24 protein-coding genes are annotated in these 21,685 nt (G+C 62.1%); 13 read left to right on the top strand and 11 right to left on the bottom strand.

Features of this window, described 5'->3' with window-relative positions; translation table 11 throughout:
• From ACS5Q1_RS36920 to ACS5Q1_RS36910, 3 genes are all read left to right on the top strand, one after another.
• On the top strand, positions 1–686 hold a 686-nt coding region (locus ACS5Q1_RS36920; RefSeq protein ID WP_473102913.1), incomplete at its 5' end, for an IS630 family transposase.
• Positions 687–940: 254 nt separating this feature from the next.
• Complete coding sequence (locus ACS5Q1_RS36915; RefSeq protein WP_473102912.1) at positions 941–1,192, top strand: helix-turn-helix domain-containing protein; 252 nt, start codon at positions 941–943, stop codon at positions 1,190–1,192.
• Complete coding sequence (locus ACS5Q1_RS36910; RefSeq protein WP_473102911.1) at positions 1,192–2,496, top strand: type II toxin-antitoxin system HipA family toxin; 1,305 nt, start codon at positions 1,192–1,194, stop codon at positions 2,494–2,496. Before ACS5Q1_RS36915 ends, ACS5Q1_RS36910 begins: the two co-directional genes overlap by 1 nt.
• A gap of 138 nt (positions 2,497–2,634) precedes the next feature.
• Here the strand turns inward: ACS5Q1_RS36910 and ACS5Q1_RS36905 are convergent, their stop codons facing one another.
• Complete coding sequence (locus ACS5Q1_RS36905) at positions 2,635–5,253, bottom strand: AAA family ATPase (RefSeq protein ID WP_473102910.1); 2,619 nt, start codon at positions 5,251–5,253, stop codon at positions 2,635–2,637.
• Positions 5,254–5,517: 264 nt separating this feature from the next.
• Between ACS5Q1_RS36905 and ACS5Q1_RS36900 the strand changes: the two genes are divergently transcribed.
• The 4 genes from ACS5Q1_RS36900 (at position 5,518) to ACS5Q1_RS36885 (ending at position 9,460) form a co-directional block, all read left to right on the top strand.
• Entirely contained in the window at positions 5,518–5,889 is a 372-nt protein-coding gene (locus ACS5Q1_RS36900; RefSeq protein ID WP_473102909.1) for a hypothetical protein, read from the top strand.
• Between the two features lie 2 nt (positions 5,890–5,891).
• Positions 5,892–7,553: a type IV secretion system DNA-binding domain-containing protein gene (locus ACS5Q1_RS36895; RefSeq protein ID WP_473102908.1), complete on the top strand. Its 1,662-nt coding sequence runs from the start codon at positions 5,892–5,894 to the stop codon at positions 7,551–7,553.
• A 686-nt stretch (positions 7,554–8,239) separates the two neighbouring features.
• Positions 8,240–8,377 (top strand): hypothetical protein, encoded by a 138-nt coding sequence (locus ACS5Q1_RS36890; protein WP_473102907.1) that lies wholly within the window; start codon positions 8,240–8,242, stop codon positions 8,375–8,377.
• Between the two features lie 93 nt (positions 8,378–8,470).
• A complete protein-coding gene (locus tag ACS5Q1_RS36885) occupies positions 8,471–9,460 on the top strand; it encodes an IS5 family transposase (RefSeq protein WP_473102906.1) in 990 nt (329 codons plus the stop codon).
• Between the two features lie 145 nt (positions 9,461–9,605).
• Here ACS5Q1_RS36885 and ACS5Q1_RS36880 read toward each other — a convergent pair whose 3' ends face one another.
• Genes ACS5Q1_RS36880 through ACS5Q1_RS36865 form a run of 4 tightly spaced genes read right to left on the bottom strand, consistent with a single transcriptional unit; the run spans position 9,606 to position 13,025 of the window.
• Positions 9,606–10,586, bottom strand: coding sequence for a branched-chain amino acid ABC transporter permease (locus tag ACS5Q1_RS36880; RefSeq protein ID WP_473102905.1), 981 nt, complete (start codon positions 10,584–10,586; stop codon positions 9,606–9,608).
• On the bottom strand, positions 10,586–11,491 hold the full coding sequence (locus tag ACS5Q1_RS36875; protein WP_473102916.1) for a branched-chain amino acid ABC transporter permease: 906 nt from the start codon (positions 11,489–11,491) through the stop codon (positions 10,586–10,588). The genes ACS5Q1_RS36880 and ACS5Q1_RS36875 overlap by 1 nt, the downstream gene beginning before the upstream one ends.
• An 11-nt stretch (positions 11,492–11,502) precedes the next feature.
• The gene (locus ACS5Q1_RS36870) at positions 11,503–12,225 is read right to left on the bottom strand and encodes an ABC transporter ATP-binding protein (protein ID WP_473102904.1); all 723 of its coding nucleotides are present in this window, start codon (positions 12,223–12,225) and stop codon (positions 11,503–11,505) included.
• The gene (locus ACS5Q1_RS36865; RefSeq protein ID WP_473102903.1) at positions 12,222–13,025 is read right to left on the bottom strand and encodes an ABC transporter ATP-binding protein; all 804 of its coding nucleotides are present in this window, start codon (positions 13,023–13,025) and stop codon (positions 12,222–12,224) included. The genes ACS5Q1_RS36870 and ACS5Q1_RS36865 overlap by 4 nt, the downstream gene beginning before the upstream one ends.
• A gap of 49 nt (positions 13,026–13,074) precedes the next feature.
• Between ACS5Q1_RS36865 and ACS5Q1_RS36860 the strand changes: the two genes are divergently transcribed.
• The 6 genes from ACS5Q1_RS36860 to ACS5Q1_RS36835 all read left to right on the top strand — a co-directional run bounded on the left by ACS5Q1_RS36860 (position 13,075) and on the right by ACS5Q1_RS36835 (position 18,455).
• Positions 13,075–13,422 (top strand): TIGR04076 family protein, encoded by a 348-nt coding sequence (locus ACS5Q1_RS36860; RefSeq protein ID WP_203446382.1) that lies wholly within the window; start codon positions 13,075–13,077, stop codon positions 13,420–13,422.
• A gap of 1 nt (position 13,423) precedes the next feature.
• Positions 13,424–14,473, top strand: a complete 1,050-nt coding sequence (locus tag ACS5Q1_RS36855; RefSeq protein ID WP_473102902.1) for an aldo/keto reductase — start codon at positions 13,424–13,426, stop codon at positions 14,471–14,473.
• Positions 14,474–14,478: 5 nt separating this feature from the next.
• Complete coding sequence (locus ACS5Q1_RS36850; RefSeq protein ID WP_473102901.1) at positions 14,479–14,907, top strand: hypothetical protein; 429 nt, start codon at positions 14,479–14,481, stop codon at positions 14,905–14,907.
• Positions 14,908–15,067: 160 nt separating this feature from the next.
• A complete protein-coding gene (locus ACS5Q1_RS36845) occupies positions 15,068–16,300 on the top strand; it encodes an ABC transporter substrate-binding protein (RefSeq protein ID WP_473102915.1) in 1,233 nt (410 codons plus the stop codon).
• A gap of 68 nt (positions 16,301–16,368) precedes the next feature.
• Positions 16,369–17,835 (top strand): aldo/keto reductase, encoded by a 1,467-nt coding sequence (locus tag ACS5Q1_RS36840; RefSeq protein ID WP_473102900.1) that lies wholly within the window; start codon positions 16,369–16,371, stop codon positions 17,833–17,835.
• A gap of 416 nt (positions 17,836–18,251) precedes the next feature.
• Positions 18,252–18,455, top strand: coding sequence for a hypothetical protein (locus ACS5Q1_RS36835; protein ID WP_473102899.1), 204 nt, complete (start codon positions 18,252–18,254; stop codon positions 18,453–18,455).
• 31 nt (positions 18,456–18,486) lie between these two features.
• On the opposite strand, the gene ACS5Q1_RS36830 is transcribed toward ACS5Q1_RS36835, so the two are convergent.
• The 6 genes from ACS5Q1_RS36830 to ACS5Q1_RS36805 form a co-directional block, all read right to left on the bottom strand.
• Positions 18,487–18,606 carry a hypothetical protein gene (locus tag ACS5Q1_RS36830; RefSeq protein ID WP_473102914.1) on the bottom strand — a complete coding sequence of 40 codons (120 nt, stop codon included), beginning with the start codon at positions 18,604–18,606 and terminating at the stop codon, positions 18,487–18,489.
• Positions 18,607–18,612: 6 nt separating this feature from the next.
• Positions 18,613–18,738 (bottom strand): hypothetical protein, encoded by a 126-nt coding sequence (locus ACS5Q1_RS36825; RefSeq protein WP_473102898.1) that lies wholly within the window; start codon positions 18,736–18,738, stop codon positions 18,613–18,615.
• Positions 18,739–18,884: 146 nt separating this feature from the next.
• Entirely contained in the window at positions 18,885–19,136 is a 252-nt protein-coding gene (locus ACS5Q1_RS36820; RefSeq protein ID WP_473102897.1) for a hypothetical protein, read from the bottom strand.
• 129 nt (positions 19,137–19,265) lie between these two features.
• Positions 19,266–20,414, bottom strand: a complete 1,149-nt coding sequence (gene repC, locus ACS5Q1_RS36815) for a plasmid replication protein RepC (protein ID WP_473102896.1) — start codon at positions 20,412–20,414, stop codon at positions 19,266–19,268.
• A 174-nt stretch (positions 20,415–20,588) separates the two neighbouring features.
• Positions 20,589–20,801, bottom strand: coding sequence for a hypothetical protein (locus ACS5Q1_RS36810; RefSeq protein WP_473102895.1), 213 nt, complete (start codon positions 20,799–20,801; stop codon positions 20,589–20,591).
• A gap of 510 nt (positions 20,802–21,311) precedes the next feature.
• Complete coding sequence (locus ACS5Q1_RS36805) at positions 21,312–21,470, bottom strand: hypothetical protein (RefSeq protein WP_473102893.1); 159 nt, start codon at positions 21,468–21,470, stop codon at positions 21,312–21,314.
• Positions 21,471–21,685: the final 215 nt, after the last annotated feature.

Genomic DNA, 21,685 nt, shown 5'->3' with positions numbered 1-21,685 from the left:
GAGCGCACCGGCGTGACGGTGTGTCTGGCGGTGATCTGCGAGGCGCTGAAGCGGCTCAAGCTGCGGCCGAAAAAAAGACCCTTCGGGCGGCCGAGCAGGAGCGGCCCGAGGTTGCCGCCGAGCGCGAGGCGTATTGCCAGCAGATGAGCGCGCTTCCTGTGGAACGCTTGGTGTTCCTGGATGAAAGCGGCGTCACCACCAAGATGGCCCGCACCCATGCGCGAGCGCCGCAAGGGCAACGCGCCTATGGGGCCATTCCCCTTGGCTCCTGGCAGCGGCTGACGGTGTTAGGAGCCCTCGCGTGTGAGGGCCTGATCGCGACGATGAGCATTGAGGCGTCGACCTCGACCTCCGTGCTGCTGGGCTATCTCGAGCAGGTGCTGGTGCCCAAACTCCGGCAGGTGAAGCCGGATGCGATTCCGGTGATGGACAACCTGCGCCCGCACCATGCCACCGAAGTCATTGAGCTTCTCGCCCGAGCCGGGATCGGGCTGTTGTACCTGCCCCGCTATTCGCCCGAGTTCAACCCGATCGAGCAGGCCTGGGCCAAGGTGAAAGAGCGGCTCAAGGCGAAAGCCGCACGCACTCTCGAAGCCCTGGAGGCGGAACTCAAACCAGCCCTCGACACCATCACCGCAAACGATGCCAAAGGCTGGATCAGGCACGCCGGCTATGCCCTACACTGATCTCAAAAGCGCTTTAGTAGCCCGCCTTGTTAGGTAGATAACGCTCTGGTGCATTCGACTGGGTGATCCGGCCTGTGAGCCCTGCAACCCAAATGCCGAGCGGTATTCCCCACAGCTTCGAACGTCCATTTTATACCTTATAGAGTATACCTCGTTTTTATACCCTTAAGCGATTAACTTGGACAAATACGCTAAAGCGTATATTGAAGTTTTATACCTTTCTCCGTATAATAGACAGAACGGAGGAGGACTTCATGGAGCAAATTATTCGTACCCCCAAGCAGCTAGGCGAAGCTTTGCGCCGACACCGTCGAAAACTTGGCCTGAATCAAACCGATCTCGGGGCAAGAACAAAACTGCGCCAAGCGACTATCTCGACGGTTGAGGCCGGAGAGCCAGGTACACAAATTGGCACACTGTACGACGTGTTGGCCGCTCTAAACCTGGAGCTTGTCCTCCGCCCCCGGACAGCCGCCTCGGCAAGCGAGATCGAGGACATCTTCTGATGGCTCGCCGCCGCAAGCATGTCCCTTTGAATGTCTTCCTCAACAGTCGCTTCGTTGGACGACTGAACCGGGAGCCAAGCGGCGCGATCGACTTCCAGTACGATTCCTCATGGCTCGATTGGGAATATGCCTTTCCAGTGTCCCTCTCCCTGCCTCTGCGGGAGGACCGTTTTGTCGGCGCTCCGGTTGTCGCCGTCTTCGACAACCTGCTGCCTGACAGCGCGTCCATCCGTCGGCGCGTCGCTGAGCGCGTCGGCGCCGACGGCGCCGACGCTTACAGTCTTTTAACTGCCGTCGGACGGGATTGTGTTGGTGCCCTGCAGTTCCTTCCCGATGGGCAGGATCCGGATCCAGCCGGCACAATCGATGGCACACCCGTCGACGACGACGAGATCGCACGGCTGCTGAACAATCTCGCTTCCGCCCCGCTCGGACTGGATCCCGATCAGGATTTTCGGATTTCGATTGCCGGAGCGCAGGAGAAAACGGCTCTCCTGTTCTGGGCGGGCACATGGTGCAAACCACACGGCACAACGGCAACCACGCACATTCTGAAACCGCAGATCGGAAGGATCCCCAATGGGATTGACCTATCCGACAGCATCGAGAACGAATACCTGTGCTTGAAACTGACTGCCGAACTCGGCATTCCGAGCGCGAACGTCAAAATAAGCGACTTCGCCGGGAAACGCGCGCTCATCGTCGAGCGGTTCGACCGCCGCTGGACACGCGATCGCCGCCTCCTGCGCCTTCCGCAGGAAGATTGCTGTCAGGCGCTCTCGGTCCCACCGACCTTAAAATACCAGGCAGAGGGCGGCCCTGGTATTCGGGACATTCTGAATCTGCTGAAAGGGAGCGATGACCCTGAAGCGGATCAAGCGACATTTCTCCGCGCGGCGATTGTGTTCTGGCTCCTCGGCGCCACGGACGGTCACGCCAAGAACTTCAGCATTTTTCTCAATCCCGGTGGGCGCTTTCGGCTGACGCCCCTCTATGATGTCCTTTCGGCGCAGCCGAGCCTTGATGCCGGCCAGATCCAGCACAAGCAGATGAAGCTCGCGATGTCTGCAGGCGATAAGCGCCACTATAGGATTGACGACATCATGCCCCGCCATTTTCTGCAGACAGCAGAGAAGGCTGGCATCGGCGTACCCGTCGTGCAGCCGATCCTGGACGACCTTCGATCGACTGTCCCGGGTGCCGTCGAACGTGTCGTGCAGTCGCTTCCATTGGGATTTCCAGAGCAACTTGTATCCTCCGTCGTCAGTGGCATCGAAAACCGCCTCAGCCGGATTGAAACATGATGCCGATCGACGATGGACATGAAGAACCTATTTGTCTGTCACACTTGCATGGGCAGGAAAGACAGAGCAGCCCCATGATTTGTGAGAAGCGGAGGCGAGTAGGGATCACATCTTGGGTCAGGTCTACTCGTCACCGCTTCAATTGGTGATCGTCCTCACGGCTGCGGTCCCGCGCGGGCACACGATCGGCCTCCTGGCTCCGGCTTTGCTCGCGGGCAGCCTGTTGGCGTGCTTCCTGCTCCTGGCGCGCCTGGGCCATGCGCGCTTGCCGCTCTTCCCTCCAGCGCTCCAGGCCCGCTCCCCGCTACTGCGCGCGCGGACCCCGTCCATCTGCGCCCGGCGCTCCTCGGCCGTCATCGTTCGGCTGGCCTCGCCCTGAGCTCTCATCCGCGCTTCCTCCATCAGCCGCTGCCGATTCTCGTTTGTGACCGGCTCCCGCGCTCTCTCCAGTGAGAGCTCTCGGTCCCGTGCTGCTTGTGGCGTCCGGGCCAGGTCGTAGGACATGGCGGCGGCCTTGCCGCCGCCGCGCTCCATCTGCCGCCCCAACGCCATCTCGTCCCGCGCCAAATCCTGGCTGGCATAGACCTTCAGATCCTGCGCGTGCCGGGTCAGCGCCACATAGCTCGCCTCCCGCCGCCAGGCATGAGCGTGGTCGTACAGGGTCATGACCTGCCGTTGCGTCTTGCCCTGCCCCTTATATACCGTTCCGGCATAGCCCAGCCCCCAGCCGCGGTGTTTTGTGGCGTCAAAGGTCACGACCCGTCCGCCGTCGAGGCGGACCGTGAGCCGGTTGTCCTGGATGCGGGTCACGACTCCACTCTCACCATTGCGCAACTCGAGTTTTGTCGCCCGGTCACGCACGGTGGCATGGAACGTGACCCGATCGCCCGGGCTGACAACTGTCTCCAGCTGCCGTTCGTCCTTCTCCGTCGCAAAGGTGCGTCCGGCCTCTTCGTCGATCTGGCCGAGAGCGATGCGGGCTTGGCGCAGGTCTCGGTTCAGCGCGTCCACCGCGTCATTGGTCGCAGCGTAGACAAAGGGCAGCGGCTGGGTAGCTCCTTGCGCGCGCACGGCCTCCGTCCAATCGCGGACCAGATCCGCGCGCGCCTTGACCAGATCGGAGGACCAGTGCACCGCCCCATGCTCGCTGTAGGCGCGCACTGTCGCCGTCAGATCGCCCCGCGCCGCCGCGGCACTCGCCTGGCGCTGCCACTTGTCCCGCTGCCGCCGCACCTGGGTCAGCTCGACCGCCCTCGCCTCCTCCGCCACCAGCGCGAACATCCCGCCGCGCTCCACGCTCGCCAGTTGCCGTTCGTCGCCGAGCCCGATTACCTTCGCTCCGGTCTCGCGCGCATGCGACAGCATCCGCTCCATATCCCGGTGCGAGAGCATACCCATTTCATCCACGATCACCACCGTGCGGGTGTCCCAGGCCTCACGGCCGCGCTCCTGGCGCAGCATCTCGCTTGCCACCGTGCGGCCCTCACCAAAACCGTCCTTGCGCATATCGGCCGCGACCGTGTTGGTGGGAGCAAGCCCGATCACCCGATAGCCACTGCCCTCATGCGCCTCCCGGATCGCCGCCATGGTATAGGATTTGCCCGTGCCAGCCCGGCCTCGGATCACGGCAAGCCCCTGCCCTTGCGTCGCGTAAACCAGCGCCCGCTCCTGCTCGCCATCGAGCGTCCGTGACGACCGCGCGGCCCGCACCGCCCACGCGCTGACCGGATGTGCGGATTGCCGTGCGAGCGCACCGGAATCGGCCAGGATGCCGCGCTCCTGTTCCAGCACCATTTTGGTGGTGAAGCGCTCAATGACCAGCACCTGTCCGTCGCGTCCTGATTGTCGCTCCTCGACACGCACCAGATCGGCGTGGCAGAGTACCGCGGCACGTGCCGTTTCGATCTCCTGAGCCGGCAGGCTGGACTTCGCCAGATATGTGTCGAGATCGCGCGCCGTGAACGTGGCGGCGCGGGCGGTCAGGTGGGCCAAAACCCGCTCCGGCCGGCGCGCGTTTTCCCGCTCCTTTTCCGCCCGGGCCGCGTTGGCCTCGTGCAGAGCCGAGGTCTCGGTTCTAAACGCCGCCCCGAGGTGCAGTTGCGGTGTCATCCGTGACGGATCGACAGTCAATTCAAGCCCGCGCGATCGAAAGAATTCGTCCTGGAATGACCGCCATTCCCGCGTTAGCGCGCCGGTCTCGGCAATAAAGCCTTTTTGAAACCCAGGCGCGCGCGCAAACTGTGGATTGAGCTCGCGCGCCTTCGCCCCAAATCCGTCCGGTCCAAGCCGGCGCGTTGAGACCAGAACATGCGCGTGCACGTTGCCGTTCTCGCCATGGTCGCGGTGGATCGCCCACTGTACCGCGACACCGGCTTGCGTGAATTTCCGATCGAGCCAGGCTTGCAGCAGCGCGCGGTTATCCTCGGCCGACAATTCCTTCGGCAGCGCGAGGACATAGGACTTGGCCACCTGCGGCGCGCCGTGGCGCGAAAACCGCAGCTCGCCGGTCTTGCGGTCGCGCACCAATTCGCGCTCCGTCGCGGCGTTCCACAACGCATTCGTGTCGAGCGCCCAGTCCGGCGCAGTCTCGGGCACAATCAGGCCCCGCTCGAGCACGTCGACATCCTTGCCATCGAAGCAATAGCTCGCGCCGTTGACACGGTCGCGCCCATTCGACCGATCGATGTAATGCGACAGGCCCACGGCAGAGCCGGAGCCGGCGCGTACAATCGCGACGGAGGCAAACTCGATGGCCATGCGGGATGTCATACCCCTCGGAGAGCGCACAAAATGCACAAGCATTTTGTATATTGCGTCTGAAATTCTCTCGAGTCTGAAATTCTCTCGAGTCTGAAATTCTCTCGAGTCTGAAATTCTCTCGAGTCTGAAATTCTCTCGAGTCTGAAATTCTCTCGAGTCTGAAATTCTCTCGAGTCTGAAATTCTCTCGAGACCCTATTGCCAAGCTTAGCCGGCGTCAATATCAGCCTCCCCGTCTTTCAAAGGGGACTGACAACAAACGATGAGTATCGAAGTGAACAACGCTGCTCCCGACGGGGCGGCAAAGACGGCTGATCCATCCGTCGGCATTCTCGCCGAGATCGAGATGCTGCGCGACAAGTCGAAGGCCAAGACTGCAACACCGGCTGAGAAGCTGCGCCTGCGCCGCCTCTCGCTCGATCTGGCCGAACTGCGCCTGGCCCAGAAGACCGCGGCGCTTGCCGAGAAGCGCCGCAAGATTGAAACCCAGCAGAAGGTGATCCTGGGGGGCTGGGTGCTGCACGCTAAGGGCGATCCGCGCCTGGCCGCTCTGCTGCGGGAATCGCTGTTTGACTACCTCAATGACCGCGACCGCGCCGTCATGGCCGATCTGCTCGCCGAGATCGGAGGCTGAGCATGTCAGACGAGAGATCTTCAGGAGACGGCTTCTTTGCCTTGCTGGCGTTCGCCGGCCTCATCATTGCGGTGCTCGTGCTCGCTTACCTCTACTTCGCGCTCTTCGCCGTCGCCTACGATATCGCTCTCTGGCGGTGGCAGGCGATCCCAGCTCTGATCCACAACCCTATGGCTACAATCAACTGGTCCTATGGGATGGTGGGCAAGGTCGGCTTCAACGCTCCGATCAAGGGCGCGATCATCGGCGCGGGCGTGCTCGAAGTGATGCTCATCGTCGGCGTGATCTATGGTCTGGGCCGTCTCGGCCTGTTCAAGGACAAAGCGCGCTATTCCGAACGCCGTCTGCGCGGCGCGCTCGTCGTCGACGACATGGCCTTCGGAGCCGCAGCCCTGATCTCCTACCAGTCGCCTGAGGCCATGTCGTTCCGCAAGGTGACCCGCCTCGCCAAAAAACCGTGGCGCAAGATCGTCGCCGCCGCTCATGAGCAGGGGATGGTGCGTGTCGGCGGGTTGCCGATGCCGCGCAAGGTCGAGACCGAACATACCCTCATCACCGGCTCCTCCGGGTCGGGCAAATCCTTCCTCATCGCGCAGACCCTGCACGACCTCGCAAAGCGCGGCGACCGAGTGATCTGCTTTGACAACGGCGGCGAGTTCCGAAGCCAGTTTCCAGACGTCAAAGCTATCTCGCTGTCCCCAGCCGAGGGTGGCTCGCCAGGCTGGGATTTGCGCAACGAGGTGCGCGCGCCACACGATTGGGAATTGCTCGCCGCGTCGGTCGTGCCGGAGGGCTTCGGGGCGAGCGCCGATTGGCGCAACTTCGCCCGCGATCTGCTCGCCAATCTCGGGCACAATGTCGGGGCGCAATCCTCCAATGCCGAACTGCTGCGCCTGTGCACGGTGGCCGACCGCCACGAGCTCGCAATCGCTCTCGAAGGCACGGCGGCAGCCGCCCATTGCAGCGACGACAATAAGGCGTTCCTCGCCTCAGTGCGTTCAACTCTGGTGCCCTTCGTCTCCGGCTGGAAATATATGAAGGGCGGAGATTTCTCGCTCCGACGCTTCATGGCCGAGGACACGCGCTGGCTCTGGCTGCCGTATGACGCGACCAACATCGCAGCCCATAAGACTTTGCTCGCCACCTGGGCCGACATCCTGGTGACGGCCGGCCTAGAACGGCCCGACGACGCCCCGCCGGTCTGGATCATCATCGACGAGATGGATGCGCTCGGAGCGCTGGGCCGCTTCCGCGATGCGGTCTCGCGCCTACGGAAGAAGGGCGTGCGCATCCTGGTCGGCGTCCAGAGCCGCACGCAACTGGTCGAGCTCTATGGCGAGGCTGGAGCCGATACGGTGCCGGCCTCCTTGAGTAACCGGGTCATCATGCGCGCCTCCGATCACCGGCTCGCCGAGTGGTCCTCAAAGACGCTCGGCGACGTGGAGGTCGAGGAAACCCGTCTGCAACGTGGTACGCAGACCAGGGACAATCCAACCTCCTTCGCCTCGACCAAAAACAACAGCGAGACCGAGATCGTGCAGCACCGCACCAAGCGGGCCGTGATGCCGGAGCAGATTTCGGCCTTAAGCCAGGGACATGGCTATGTGAAGTTCAGCCAAGGCCTACCGACGGTCCGTATCTGGCCGCAGGATATGGCAGCCTGAGAATGAACCACCGGTTCTTCGGTCTTTCGCTAAGAACCGGTGCTTCGAGCTCGTGGAACTGCCCTCCCTCACGCCCGCGCCGCGTCAGGGGTCCTGGCAGGGCCTTGCCCTAAAGGACGGCGAGACCGGATTTTGTTGCGTGGGGAGAGAGGGCCGCGCGCCTCTCTCCCCTCCTCCAAAGCATGGATCTGTGAACGACGGCGCCGGCGACGGCGGCGGCTTTGTGAACGGGGAGGCTCGGCCCCCCGCGAAAGCTGTCCAGGTGCGTCAAACGGCAGTAGCGCCCGGAGCGAAGCGAAGCAGGCCCGAAGCCGCCGCGCTCCTCATCGAGCGCCGAAGGTGTGCTGAGGGCTATGTGGGCAGGTTTTCCGCCTTTTCAGGATCCGATAATCGTTCCAATAAACTGCAACGGATTCCCTGATATTGCCTCCTGACCTTGCCCCCATCCTGTCTCTGGTCAGGATACCGCGCTCGATATACGGCACATGGGTAACCGTCTCGGGAGTTCGAATCTCCCTCTCCGCCAGATCTCCTCTGAAATTCCTTATTTTACTTGGCTTTCAGGGCCGAGGCGCGACTGCGCCCCACATCGTACCCCACATTTTCACCTGCACTGTACCGGGCGATTTCGGCCCAAGCCGGACGCTTGCCGGGCTGAAGGCCACGTAATACTGTTAAGCTCGATCATGAGCGAACGTCCCGAGCATAACCCGTACCTCATCGAAGCGGAGCGGCAGCGGGCGATCACCGTTCGCCTTGTACTCCTGATCGCCATTCTCGTCGGTGCGACAGCCGCGATGTTCCTAGAGAAGTTCGCGCCTTGATTGACTTTCGCGAACCGGACGGCGTTGGTGCATGAATCGTTAGCGGTGCTTGTGTAGTCGAGCGGTCATCGAAATAGCTTGTTGGTCGCCGCCATGCCTTTCAAACACAATGCTGCCTGCCGCCATCGTATCGGCACGATGACGTTCAAGGTGGCGAATTGGGCGGAATATGAGGCAGGTCTTCGCCGGCGGGGCAGCCTGACGCTGTGGATCGCGCCCGAGGCGCTGTCGCTGTGGCAAGCGGCGAAGCGGACGACGCGCGGCGGGCAGCCGCGCGATTCCGATCTGGCGATCGAAACGGCCCTGACCGTTGGCCTGGTGTTCGGCCTGCGGCTGCGCCAGACGGAGGGCTTGCTGGCATCGGTGCTTGAGTTGATGGGATTGGATCTCGCCGTGCCTGATCACACCACCCTCCGCCGGCGAGCATGGACCTGGCAATCACCTGAAGGACGGCAGGGTCACCGGATTCCAGGAGAAGGGCCTGTTCACATCCTCAGCGACAGCACCGGGCTCCAAGTCTACGGCGCCGGCCCATGGCGGGAGGAAAAGCACGGCGCCAGGTCGCGGAGGGGATGGCGCAAGCTGCATCTGGCGCTGGCTGCCGACAGCGGCGAGATCATCGCCCATATCATGACCGATCAGGACACCGGCGACGCCACACAGGTGGAGCCGCTGCTCGACCAGATCGACCTCCCGATCGGCCAGTTCACCGCCGATGGCGCCTATGACGGCAAACCGGCCTACGACGCCGTCACCAGCCACAGCGCCAATGCGGCGGTCGTCATTCCGCCGCGCGCCAACGCCGTCGATCGGTCGAGGATCGAACCGCCCAGCCAGCGGGACCGCCATATCGCGGCGATCGTCACCGACGGCCGGATGACATGGCAAGCCGTCACGGGTTACGGCACACGGTCTCTGGTCGAGAGTGCAATCGGCCGAGACAAGGCCATCATCGGGAGACGGTTGAGGGCGCGGTCGTTCGGCGCCCAGCAGACAGAGGTCGCCCTCGGCTGCACCGTCCTCAACCGCATGCTGGCATGCGCACGCCCGAAATCCGTCCGTCGCATAGGAACCATCTCATAAACGACGGCATCAAAGACCATAATCCGCAAAATTCACGATCCCTGCACCAACGCCCTTCTGGTGCTAATAGGTCAGCCTGCCGCTTGTTGGATCACCGTCGAGCACCTTCGGCGAACTGCGACCAGGCCAGCTCGCCTCGGCAGCCTTATTCCTCCCGAACTTCGCCAGCTGAGTCCTTCATGTGCCGTGAAACCACGGTCTCCTCGCCGAGGAGACCGCGCGGCCGTACCAAAAGAATGAGCACCAGAAGCAGCCCGATAAGAACGACCTGCAGGGTTGCTGCCCTGGCCAGATACTCAGCCGGCACCAACTCACGAAGCACATTCCCGGACAGGGTCCATAAGGCCCATACCACGAAGGCTCCAAGGATAGCCCCGAGATTGTTGCCCGAGCCGCCCACAATCAGCATGGTCCACATCTGAAACGTAAGGATCGGCAGAAAATCCTCCGGAGCAATGTAGCCGACAAAGTGCGCGTAAAGCGCCCCGCCAAGCCCCATGAGCATGCAGCCGATCACAAAGGCTTGCAGACGAAACCGGAAGGCCCGCTTCCCAAGGGACGCGGCCGCCGTCTCGTCCTCGCGGATCGCTCGCAGAACGCGACCCCAGGGGCTGCGCACCAAGCGTTCCAGGGCAACATAGCTGAGACCAAGCAATGTCGCGGCTATCACCAAGTAGGTCAGGTTCCAGGCGAGGTTATCCGCGATGATGTCGGCGAACGGCTTCGGGATGAACTGCAGCCCGAACGGCCCGCCCGTCAGGCCCTGGGCATTCAACGCGATCAGTTGCAGGGTAACAGCAATACCGAATGTGGTGATGGCCAGATAGTCGTGCCGCAGCCGCAGTGCTGCCACCCCAACGACGAAGGCTGCAAGCCCAGATGTCGCCATCGCGCCGATCCAACCGAGGGGAATGGGCAAGTCCAAGCCGCCGATCTGATCTGGGTAGTCCGGCGCTGTTAGGAGCGCCGACGTGTAGGCCCCAATCGCAACAAAGCCCGCCACGCCGACATTGAACAGGCCCGTGAAGCCCCATTGCAGGTTGAGGCCGAGCACCACCAGCCCAAAAATCGTGGCAAAGACGAGAAAGAAGGTGCCGTATGAGAGCAGACCGAGCAGATCGGGCATCACGTCCTCTCGCCGAAGAGACCGGTGGGGCGGACAAGCAAGATGGCGATGAGCACCACGAAGGCGGTGGCCGCTCGGTATTCAGCCCCGACGAGCGGCACCGACAGGCTTTCCGCGAGGCCGACGATGAGGCCGCCCGCGACCGCCCCGTAGACGCTGCCGATTCCCCCGAGAATCGCCGCAGCGAAGAGCGGAAGCAAAAGGTCGAGGCCGAGTTGCGGCCGCAGCTGGACGGTGAGGCCCGAGAACACCCCGGCCACGGCCGCGAGAACGGCACCGATGATCCAGGTGGCGCGGATCACGCGGTCAACGTCGATCCCGGTTACCCGGGCAAGTTGCGGATTGATCGAGACTGCCCGCATTGCCTTGCCGAGGGTCGTGCGCGTGAGGAAGAGATGGAGCCCGATGACCGAAACGGCCGTCAGACCAAGGACAAAGAGCTGATCCGGGGTGATCCGCAACCCGCCCAAGACGTCCCTCGGAACCAGCCGGATGGCGACCTGGATCTCACGGCTGTAGTATTCCGGGACCGCCCCATAGATGAACTGGAGCAGGTTGCGCAGCACGAGAGCGGCCCCGAAGCTCGCCATGATCAGCGTGATCGCGCTCCCGTGCCGCCGCAGCTGACGGAACAGGAGCCGATCAACCAGCAGCGCCAGCGCCGCAGTTGCGATCGCGGCGACGACCAGCGCGGTGAGGAGCGCCCAGCCGAACGAGAACGGGCCGAGGGGCTCCATGGGCCCCCAGACAGCCGCCATACCAAGGAGCGTCGTCCAAGCGAAATAGGCGCCCCAGGTCAGAAGCTCGCCATGGGCGAAGTTCGCAAAGCGCAGGATGGAATAGACCAGCGTCACGCCGATCGCTCCGAGCGCAACGACCGAGCCGATGACGAAGCCGTCAGCCATGAGCTGCAACACTAGATGCCTCCTCGATGCTGTCCGAGATAGAGTGCGGCGACCTGCGGATCGTCCGAGAGGTCGCGCGCGGCGCCGACGATCCGAGTGCTTCCCTCGACCAGGACTGCGGCGCGATCGGCGATGGCGAGCGCTGCCTTCACGTTCTGCTCCACCAGCACAACCGTGACGCCGGTGGCGCGAACTTCCCTGAGCTTCTCGAAGACGATACCCACGAGCTTCGGCGAAAGCCCCGCCGAGGGTTCGTCCAGCATCAGGACCTTAGGCGCGCCGACCAGCGCCCGGGCGACCGCGAGCATCTGGCGCTGCCCCCCCGAGAGATGCCCCGCCAAGAGTCGCCGCTGGCGTGCGAGGTCCGGGAACAAGGCATAGAGATCGTGGAGCCGCTGCTTCTTGGGCACCTTCAGGATCGAGGCGGCGAGATCGAGATTGTCCTCGATCGAGAGGTTCACGAACACATTCTCGGTCTGTGGCACGAATCCAAGACCTTCATGGGCTAATCGATGAGCCGCGCGCCCCGTGATCTCGCGATCGTGCAGGAAGATCCTTCCAGCGGAGATCGGCACCAGCCCGGCGATGGCTTTGATCAGGGTCGACTTGCCAGCGCCGTTCGGTCCGAGGATGGCAACGATCTCGTTCGGCTCGACCGACAGTGACGCGCCGCGCACGATCGGGAGCCCTGGCTCATAGCCGGCCTCCAGGGTCTCGACCCGGAGAGCCGTCACGCCGGGGCTCCGCCGAGATAGGCCTCGACCACCCTCGGATCGTCACGCACCTCCTGCGCCGTCCCGGACATCAGAAGGCGCCCCTGCGCCATCACCATGATGGGACGGCACAAACTCATCACCAGATCCATGTTGTGCTCGATGATCAGGAACGTGATGCCCTGCCGGTTGAGGGCCACGATCCGGTCGACGATCGCATCGAGCAGCACGGGATTGACCCCGGCTCCGGGCTCGTCGAGCAGGATCAGGCGCGGCTTGGCCACGAGAACCCGGGCGAGCTCCAGGAGCTTGCGCTGTCCGCCGGACAAGATGCGCGCCGGCTGCTGAGCGAGATGCGACAGGCCCACGAAGTCGATCCAGTGTCGGGCTGCGGCCGCCAACGCCCGTTCCTCGGCGGCTACGTGGCCCGGCGTGAGCCAGTTAGCCCAGAACCTCTCACCGCGCTGGTGCAGGGGTGCCACCATGACGTTCTCCAGCACCGTCATCTCGGGAAAGGGTCTTGGGATCTGGAACGTCCGGGCGAGGCCCTGGGCGAAGATCTGATCCGGCGCAAGCCCGTCGATCCTCTCCCCGTCGAGGCTGAGCAACCCGGACGTCGGGGGAAACAAGCCCGCCAGGCAGTTGAAGAGGGTCGTCTTGCCGGCCCCGTTCGGCCCGATGAGGCCCGTGATCGTCCCCTTCTCGATCGTGAAGGACACCGCGTCGACGGCGCGGTTGCCGCCGAAGGTCTTGGTGATCGATTGGGCTGTCAGCATGAGCGGAATGAAGTCACCGGCCGGGCCGTGTTGCGAGGGCGGCAATTTTGCGTCATGACAATGCGCACGTGCAACAGGCAATGGACGTTGTCCCGTGTCGGATGATTTCTTCGATCTCTACGACCTGCGGGTCGAGGTTGTCGCTCCGGAGGGTGCCACATTGTATTGTGGGGCCAAGCCCGGCGACTATTTCGAGCTCAAGGGGGAGATGCTTCACCTCCCCCCAGGCCAGGGCTTCTCGATCTATTCGCTCGCTGCGCTGCTGCCGCTCCTCCCCGCGAAACAACGCGTCACTCATCCGAACGACTGGATGTCCACCGATGCCGAGGTCGCCTGCCCGGACCCCAATTGTCCGAGCCGGCTCCGGATCAGCCGGATGGCGAAGCGCGTGTTCCGCCACTCGGAGGTTACGGCCGTACCCTTGCCCGATGCGAAGGCCTGACATGACCGTCGAAACGATTGATCTCGCTCCGGGCTACCGAATCTCTCGCATGCTGCGTGGGGGCTGGCAGCTTGCCGGCGGGCATGATGCCATCGAGGCCGAGCGGGCGATCGCCGATATGTCTGCCTTTGTAGATGGGGGCATCACGACCTTCGACTGCGCCGACATCTACACCGGCGTCGAAGAGATGATCGGGCATTTCCGCGATCGCATGCTCGCCGAACGCGGCTCCGAAGCGCTGAAGAACTTCAAGGTGCACACGAAGTTCGTGCCGGACTGGGATGCCCTCTCCCGCGTCGACCGTACGTACGTGCGCGAGATCATCGACCGCTCACTCCGGCGGCTCAGGATGGAGCGTCTCGATCTGGTGCAGTTCCACTGGTGGAATTACGCCGTCCCGGGCGCTGTCGAGACCGCACTCATCCTCAAGGAACTCCAGGACGAGGGAAAGATCCACCAGATTGGCGGTACCAACTTCGATACCCCCCACACGCGAGCCCTGCTCGACGCAGGGGTGCCGCTCGTGTCCATGCAGGTCCAGTACTCGCTTCTGGACCAGAGGCCCGAGAACGGCCTTGTTGCGCTGTGTCAGGAGCGCGGCATGAAGCTTCTGTGTTATGGTACGGTGGCGGGTGGTTTTCTGTCGGAGCGGTGGCTCGGCGTCCCGGAGCCCCAGGAGCCCTTCGCTAATCGTTCGCTTGTTAAGTACAAGCTCATCGTCGACGATTTTGGCGGCTGGTCCTTGTTCCAGAACCTGCTCGCCACCCTGCGGGAGATCGGGCGCAAGCACGGGGTCAGCCTAACGGCGGTGGTCACCCGGTGGGTCTTGGACCGGCCCGCGGTGGCAGGCGCTATCATCGGCGCCCGCTACGCCGAGCACCTGCCCGATAATCTCAATGTGTTTCGGCTCACCCTCGATGAGGAGGACCGGACCGCCATCAACAGGGTCCTCGCACTCAAGACCGGCCCTGAGGGGGATACCTACACGCTCGAGCGTGACCGGGAGGGCCGGCACGGTCGCATCATGCATTATAATCTCAACGAGGCCTGACCCTCATGGGGCTCGACCATGCACTCGGCCGGGCCGCACTGCAGGAGGTGGTCGACCTGCATGCCTTCTTCGAGACTTGGCTCTGCGGAACGGTCGAGAACACGCATGCCGTATTCTCTCGTCTGGAGAACGCTCTGGGTGAAGAGTTCACCATGGTGTCTCCGAGTGGAGCCAGGCTCCAGCGGCCGGACGTGATTGGGTGGTTACGAGGAGCCCACGGCACCAAAGGGAAGCAGGACCCGTTCCACATTGCCGTTGTCGAGCCCGAACTCCTGCTCCTGCGGCCGCCGCTCATCATTCTCCGCTATATCGAGGAGCAAGCAGCGGGCAGCGTCGTCACCCGCCGCCGATCGACCGCCGTATTCGAGGCCTTGGCAGAGGAGGGTATGCGATGGCTCGCCCTGCACGAGACCTGGATCAGCCCGGACTCTTGAGACTATCCCAGGCCGCCCCGCTTGCCAAACGGCCGCCAAGGCGGAACACTGCCTGCCGGCCGGGAGGGGCAAGTGACACCAGAGCTACCTTCGGCGGACCAGATCAGGGAGAGTGTTCACCGTGCACTTTGCATCCATTGTTTCAGCTGCCACCCTGGCGATGGCTCTCGCACCACTGCCGGCATCCGCACAGCAGCCCTGTACACATACGGTCGGCGTTGTCGTGGAGCTGACCGGTCCGGCCGGACGCTTCGGCCAGGCTGCGGCCAAATCCATCGAGCTGGCCTTCAAGGAGATCAACGAGGCGGGCGGCGCGGCTGGATGCCAGCTCGCTGCGGACCTTCGGGACTCGCAGAGCCAAGGCTCCGTCGCGGTCGACCAAGCCCGGCAACTCGTCGATCTCAAGCGCGTGCCGGCTATCATCGGCGGCATCATCTCCTCGGTATCGCTCCCCGTTCTGACGTCGGTGACAGCGCCGGCTAATGTGGTTCAAATCTCGCCCGCCTCCTCGTCGCCAACGCTCACGCGGATTGCACAAGAGGGGAAGACCAACGGCATTTTCTTCCGCACCATCACCTCGGATGCGCTCCAAGGCACGGCGGCTGCGAAGTACGCAATGGATCAAGGCCTGAAGAAGATTGCGATCATTCACGTCAACAATGACTTCGGCGTGAACATGGTCGCGGAGTTCAAGCGTGCCTACGAGGCGCTCGGGGGCCAGATCACATCCACGACGCCCTACAACCAGGGCCAGGCGTCCTATGCGCCGGAGGTCACTCGCGCTCTCGACGGAGATCCACCCGCCCTTTACCTCGTCTCCTATCCAGGCGACGGCACATCGATCGCACGCACCTGGATCTCACAGGGTGGCGCCCCGAAGTTTCTCCTGAATGATGGCATGAACAGTGCCGACTTCATCCGCGACGTTGGACCTCGTTATCTAAATGACGCCTTTGGAACCTCGTCGGGTACTATCAAGACCCCTTCGACTGAGCACTTCACGAAGGCCTATCCGGCGATGTCCGGCGGCTTTGATGCCAATGCCCCTGCCGCTGACCGAGCTTATGATGCGGCGGCAATCCTCGGCCTTGCGGTGGCTCAGGCCGGCAAGTTCGAGGCGGCAGCCATCCGAGACGCAATCCGCAAGGTCACCGGGAGCGACGGCGAAGTGATCCATGCCGGTCCTGAGGGCTTCAAGAAGGCGCTCCGGCTCATCAAAGAAGGCAAGCCGGTGCACTACGAGGGCGTCATTGGGCCTGTGACCTTCGATCAGTACGGCGATATTAGCGGCCCCTTCCGGCTGTGGCGGATCCAGAACGGCGAGGTCACGACCATTGGCCAGATGGGCGTCGATGAGGTCAATGCTATCAAGGCTAAGATCCCATCACGCTAGACCCTGCTGATCATTGACTCAGGCTCCGCGCTTGGCGCGGAGCCTTCGCTTTTTTGCCGGAGATTGCCATGTCCATTCGTCCCGACCGGACACTGCTCGCACCTGGGCTCGAGATCAGCCGCATGGTCACAGGCCTGTGGCAGGTGGCCGACATGGAGCGGGATGGCCACCTCTTGGATCGTGACGCTGCAGCAGCCGCAATGGCCGACTACGCCCGCGCGGGCTTTGACAGTTTCGATATGGCAGACCATTACGGCAGTGCAGAGCTGATCACTGGTCGTTTTCTGAACATGCGGGCTGGAGCCGAGGGGCAGCGTCCGACTGCCTTCACGAAGTGGTGTCCCTCGCCGGGACCGATGTTCGCAGACGTCGTCCGGGCTGGCATCGCCGAGCGTCTGGAGCGCCTTGGTGTCGAAACCATAGATCTGCTGCAGTTCCACTGGTGGATGTTCGAGCACCCCGGCTATATCGATGCCATGAGGGAGCTCGCCGCGCTGCAGCAGGAAGGACGTATCCTCCATCTCGGCGTAACGAACTTCGATACCGGCCACCTGCGCCTCTTGGTGAAGCACGGCTTTCCGATCGTGTCGAACCAGGTTTCGTTCTCCCTGCTCGATCGCCGCGCCGGGGAGGACATGAGCGCGTTTTGTCTCGCCACGGGCGTGCGCCTGCTGGCCTATGGTACACTCGGAGGCGGCTTCCTGACGGACCGGTGGACGGGTGCGCCGGAGCCGACCTCCATCAAGGATTGGAGCAAGTCGAAATACAAGCGCTTCGTTGACACGATTGGAGGATGGTCTGCTCTCCAGTCGATCCTAGCCGCCTTGCACAACGTTGCTCGTAAGCATGGAGTGTCTGTCGCAAATGTAGCCACACGTTGGGTGCTCGAACAGCCGGCCGTTGCGGCTGTCATTGTCGGGGCCCGGCTCGGGGAGCGTGAGCACCGGGCGGACAATGCGGCCCTGTTTTCGTTCTCATTGGACGAAGATGACAAGCAACGCATCGACGAGGCGTTGGCTTCCACCCAGCGTATTCCAGGGGATTGCGGTGACGAGTACCGTCGCCCACCATTTCTCACAGCGTCGGGCGATCTCAGCCATCACCTTGAGAGCTTTCCACCGGTGTTCGACGCAGTCCCAATCGATGGGCGGCCCGACCGCCTACGCATTGACTCTGGCAGCGTCTGGGAGCCCATCTGTGGCTACAGCCGTGCGGTCCGGATCGGCAATCGCATCCTTGTCAGTGGAACTACGGCTACCCACGGCTCAGGCGAGATCATCTGCCCAGGCGATGCCCAAGGGCAGGCGGTCTACATTCTGGATAAGATCGCAGCGAGCATCGCCTCCTTGGGAGGAACGCTCGCAGACACTATCCGAACACGTATCTATCTAAACAATGCAGACGACTGGGAGCCCGTTTCTCGGGTGCATGGCCGCTACTTTGGAGCAGTGCGACCTGCGAATACGCTGCTTGAGATCTCACGTTTGGTAGGAGACTACGCGGTTGAGATCGAGGCCGAAGCTGTCGTCAACTAGTTATCTTGAGTGGAATGGTTCAAGTCGCGAATGCATGCGTACCTATAGGCATAAAGTTATGGCCAACGAGCGCTGGCATTAATTTCAGGAGAGTTCACCAGCGAAAATGTTTCCCACGGCGAGCACGAGGGCCATGCCATAAAGGAAAATGGTCGGCGAGAAACTCTCGTCCATTCGTGGTCATCCTCTTAGCACCCGCCTGACCCTGTCAGCCGCAGAGCACTGTCGAAGCTCTGCTCACATTGTAGCAAAGATCGAAGTACGGCTTTCCCCCCTTTCCCCCTCCCCCCGCTCCTAAGCTTTCTACCAAAGTCTGTCTTTCTCAATCATGCCGGTTGCAATGGATAGGAAGCGATGAACAGGCCTCAAGAGCTCACATATCGATCATTCAGAGGCCTCTACGACGAATGCTGACCATGAGACTGCTGCAAAAAGCTCAGACCTACTTCCGCAAGGCAGAATTGCCGCCAGTCATCCAGCGGCAAGCAACTGCCCATGATGAACAAGCTGGCCGCTCACGTTCAAAGCGAGCCCAAATCAGGGACGTGCTGCGCCAATACGAGAGAGGCAGTCTCAAGGAGGCTGAAGCCGTCGAAGAGCTGCTCAAGATCCTACGCTGAGACGGATCCAGACTTCCCTGTCCTTGTGTCCCTACCCACTTCGCAGGAGATAGCCACGGCGCCGCTTTCGCTGGAGCCAGGTCTCAGGGGCTTCCACGGCGCATGACCGGTTGTCGTAGAGCTCAACCCTGCGCTGGCCTGGTCGGCCAATGCGGCCCTACTCACCAATCAGGGCGGCATCCCCTAACAGACTAGGCTCGATCGACAGCACATAGTAGCGGGCCATGTTGCAGCTGGGATCGCATCGGTCGAGCACCAGATACTGGATTGTGTCTTGGGACATGCATCCATGTTGCGCAAGCCATGTGCCGAGGTCCAATCAATGTCTTGAATCCTTTGGGCTGCAACGATTCACATCAGTGATGCACCTGCGATCGATATGTCATCGTAGCTCGACACGGGCCTTCTCCCCTACCCTCATCCGCGTCTTTACTGTCTCCCCGGAGGCAGATTCCGGGCAGCCTTTTCGAGTGCCATGACACGCTCCTCGAGAGCACCGATCGACGTCAATGTGTAGGCCAAGCTGCCGGCCGCCAACCCCGCGGCGACAATGGCGGTGATCAGGGTGCCGGTCTCAATGGCCTTGTGCTCGACCCGGGTCCGATGCAGAGCCTTCTTCAGGTACCGCTCGAAGATCACGTAAAGGACGAGCCCGCCCACGACGGTTGAAATCAACACCATGCTTTTGCCTCTTCGTTTCTCCGTCCCACCCCTACAGCTCTCCTATGATGAGCGAACTGCATATTCCAACCCTGCCCACCGGAAACTCAGCACAAGCCAGTTGTCGGAGCGCGCATGATCCCTCTCCCCTTATGACATCCTGCGCCGCCGCATGGCCAAAAGCTCGACACTCAGATCGATCCGGCCGGCTTTGACCAGGCGCGCCATGGCCCGGAAGTACCCGCCCGGGTTCTTGATCCGGCCCTCGCCGCGCGAGACGTCGTCGTCGTAGAGCTGCAGCACGTAGATCACTGTCACCGCGGCCCGCACCAGGCCGATCTCGGCCACGGCTTCGTTCCAGGCGCTTTCGTTCGCCCCCAGCGAGGCCCGCAGATAGCGGCCGGCCGCCACGAGGCCAGCCAAGTCCTCAACGGGTTGGGGGTAGTCGTTCAGGGTGGGGCAAGCCTCAAGGATCAATTCCGGTGATAGGTGCTGTGCGGTTTGTTCGATATGAAGAACCGCCTCAGCTTTCTTCGGAAAGCCTTTGTTACAAGTCTCACTAGGAGAACCGTTGTCTGTTTCTAAGTGGCGGACTCCGAGTCCGGCATTGCCCGCTTCATAGAAGGTCTCTTCGGTATCGGTTCCCAACAGCTGCCAGGCGTCCAGGAGATCGGCCGGCAGGGTCACCTGCGAGCGGGTCGGTGTGCGGGCCTGGAGGGTCTTCAGCCGGGCCTCGAGCTCACTGCGGTCGATGTCCGGGAAGTGCTGCGCCAGCGCCCTCAGGGCTTCCTCGGTCGCCCGCCGGCAGATCGTGACCTCGTCGAACGCCCGTTTCTGCACCTCGCGCAGCTGTTTCTGCTCCAGCAGCATCACCGCCCAGTCACCGCGCCGGGCATAGATCGGGGTCAGATCGAAGCCGAAGGCGTCGACCACCTGCCCGGCCAGGTCCTTGACGGCATAGCGCTTGCCGTTGGGCGAGTCCTTGGGCGCGAGCAGTTGCCGATCGACCAGCTGGCGCAGGATGCGCCGGATCGCCCGCTCGGTCAGGCCGGTGCGGGTCATGAGATAGTCATTCGATGGCCACACCAGCAGGCGCTCCCACTCCTGCTCGCCCCAGCAGGCGACCAGTTCCGACAGCACCGCCCGCTGGGCCGGCCTCAGGTCGAGGGCCTTGCCGGCGTCCCGGGCTGCCGTGGATAGTTCTTTACGCGTCACCGTGCGCCCGGCCTCGAGCGCAAGCTTCCTTGCGGCCAGAGCGGCATGTCTCAGCCGCCGGCCTCCAGACGATGCCACCTGCATCGTACCCTCCATGTTGAGGGCAAAGCGAGAGCGTTCACCGAAACCGATGCTCTTGACAGTCAGCTTGTCGGGATGGCATAAGGAATGTGTTCAGAATTCACTTACGCCCACCCTCGGTGGGTCTCCAAAGGCCCTCGAAGTTTCCAGCTTCGTGGGCCTTTTGCTTTGCCTGGGTTACATCACCGTGTTTGGCTCCTTCCGAACAAAGGTGGTCTCAAGAGCGTGGTTGATGGCGTCTTGACGCGTCCTAAACCGGCCGCTCTCGACAGCATGGTCGATTGCCGCCCCGATCAGTTGAGGAACCCAGACATTCATCTCCCGGTCACCCCGCTCACGGCGAGCTTTCCGGAGGCGCTGAACACGCTCGATCCCTTTCACGTCAGGCATGGCACTCCACCCCATCGCACTTGTGACAGTTACGAGAAATGACCGATTCTGAGACGGCTGTGGAGTCGGAGCGCAAGAATCCATTCACAATAAATGAATTCTCCGTTGGAAAACTCGTTTAGGAAGAATCAGTTAGCGCAACCGGCCGAATCAATTCGCAAGTAAATGGCTGGTTCCAGGCGTCTTGGCGTTAGGCGCTTGATTCTACGTCCTGAGTTATCGAGCCGACATACCGATGCCCACTCCGACGTTCTTCTCTACGATTCTTAGTGTTTGGTCTTTAAAGACTACGCATCAGCAGCGACATTACCATTAATATTTGCGGCTGCCTCAAGAAGCTGGGTCCTTGGAGGAGCATGCTAAGTGCTTGCCTGTCTCATCATCATCTCTGACCCACACCTCACTGACGAAGCGTTACAGCCAGTGCGACGCTTTCAGTGTCTCACCCGAACCGGGTTGTGGAGGAAACAGGTATTGTTCAGGGCCACAATCCCGCGGCCAAGCGTCGTCCTATTTGGAGTTCGACGTGACGAGGTTCTCGAGCCTGACATCAAAATCCGGATCGTGAATGAGCGTGATCGGATCCTGTCCGTCGCCGCCTCCCCGGCTCTTGAGGAACCAGCCCTCGTCAGAGTTTGCACCCGAGACGATCGTTGATCCGCGTGCCATCGTTTTCGCCAAAGATGAGCCGAGCTCGCCTTGAGGATCCCGAAAAGCGTGCTGCCGAGTCATCCAACGAGACGAGACAAGCACCGCAGAAGAGTTGCGAGAGTTTGCCGGTCAAATCCTCGACAGAACCCGGATTACTAAACAGTAGCTACCGAAATATTCCTGTGAGTTCCCGACCGGTTATTTCTTTGCGAAGCCGATGGTAACTCCACTCA

It is taken from the genome of Microvirga sp. GN3 (assembly GCF_055792825.1).
Note: the sequence above shows the minus strand (reverse complement) of the source record. Positions and strands in the feature narration are given on the sequence as shown.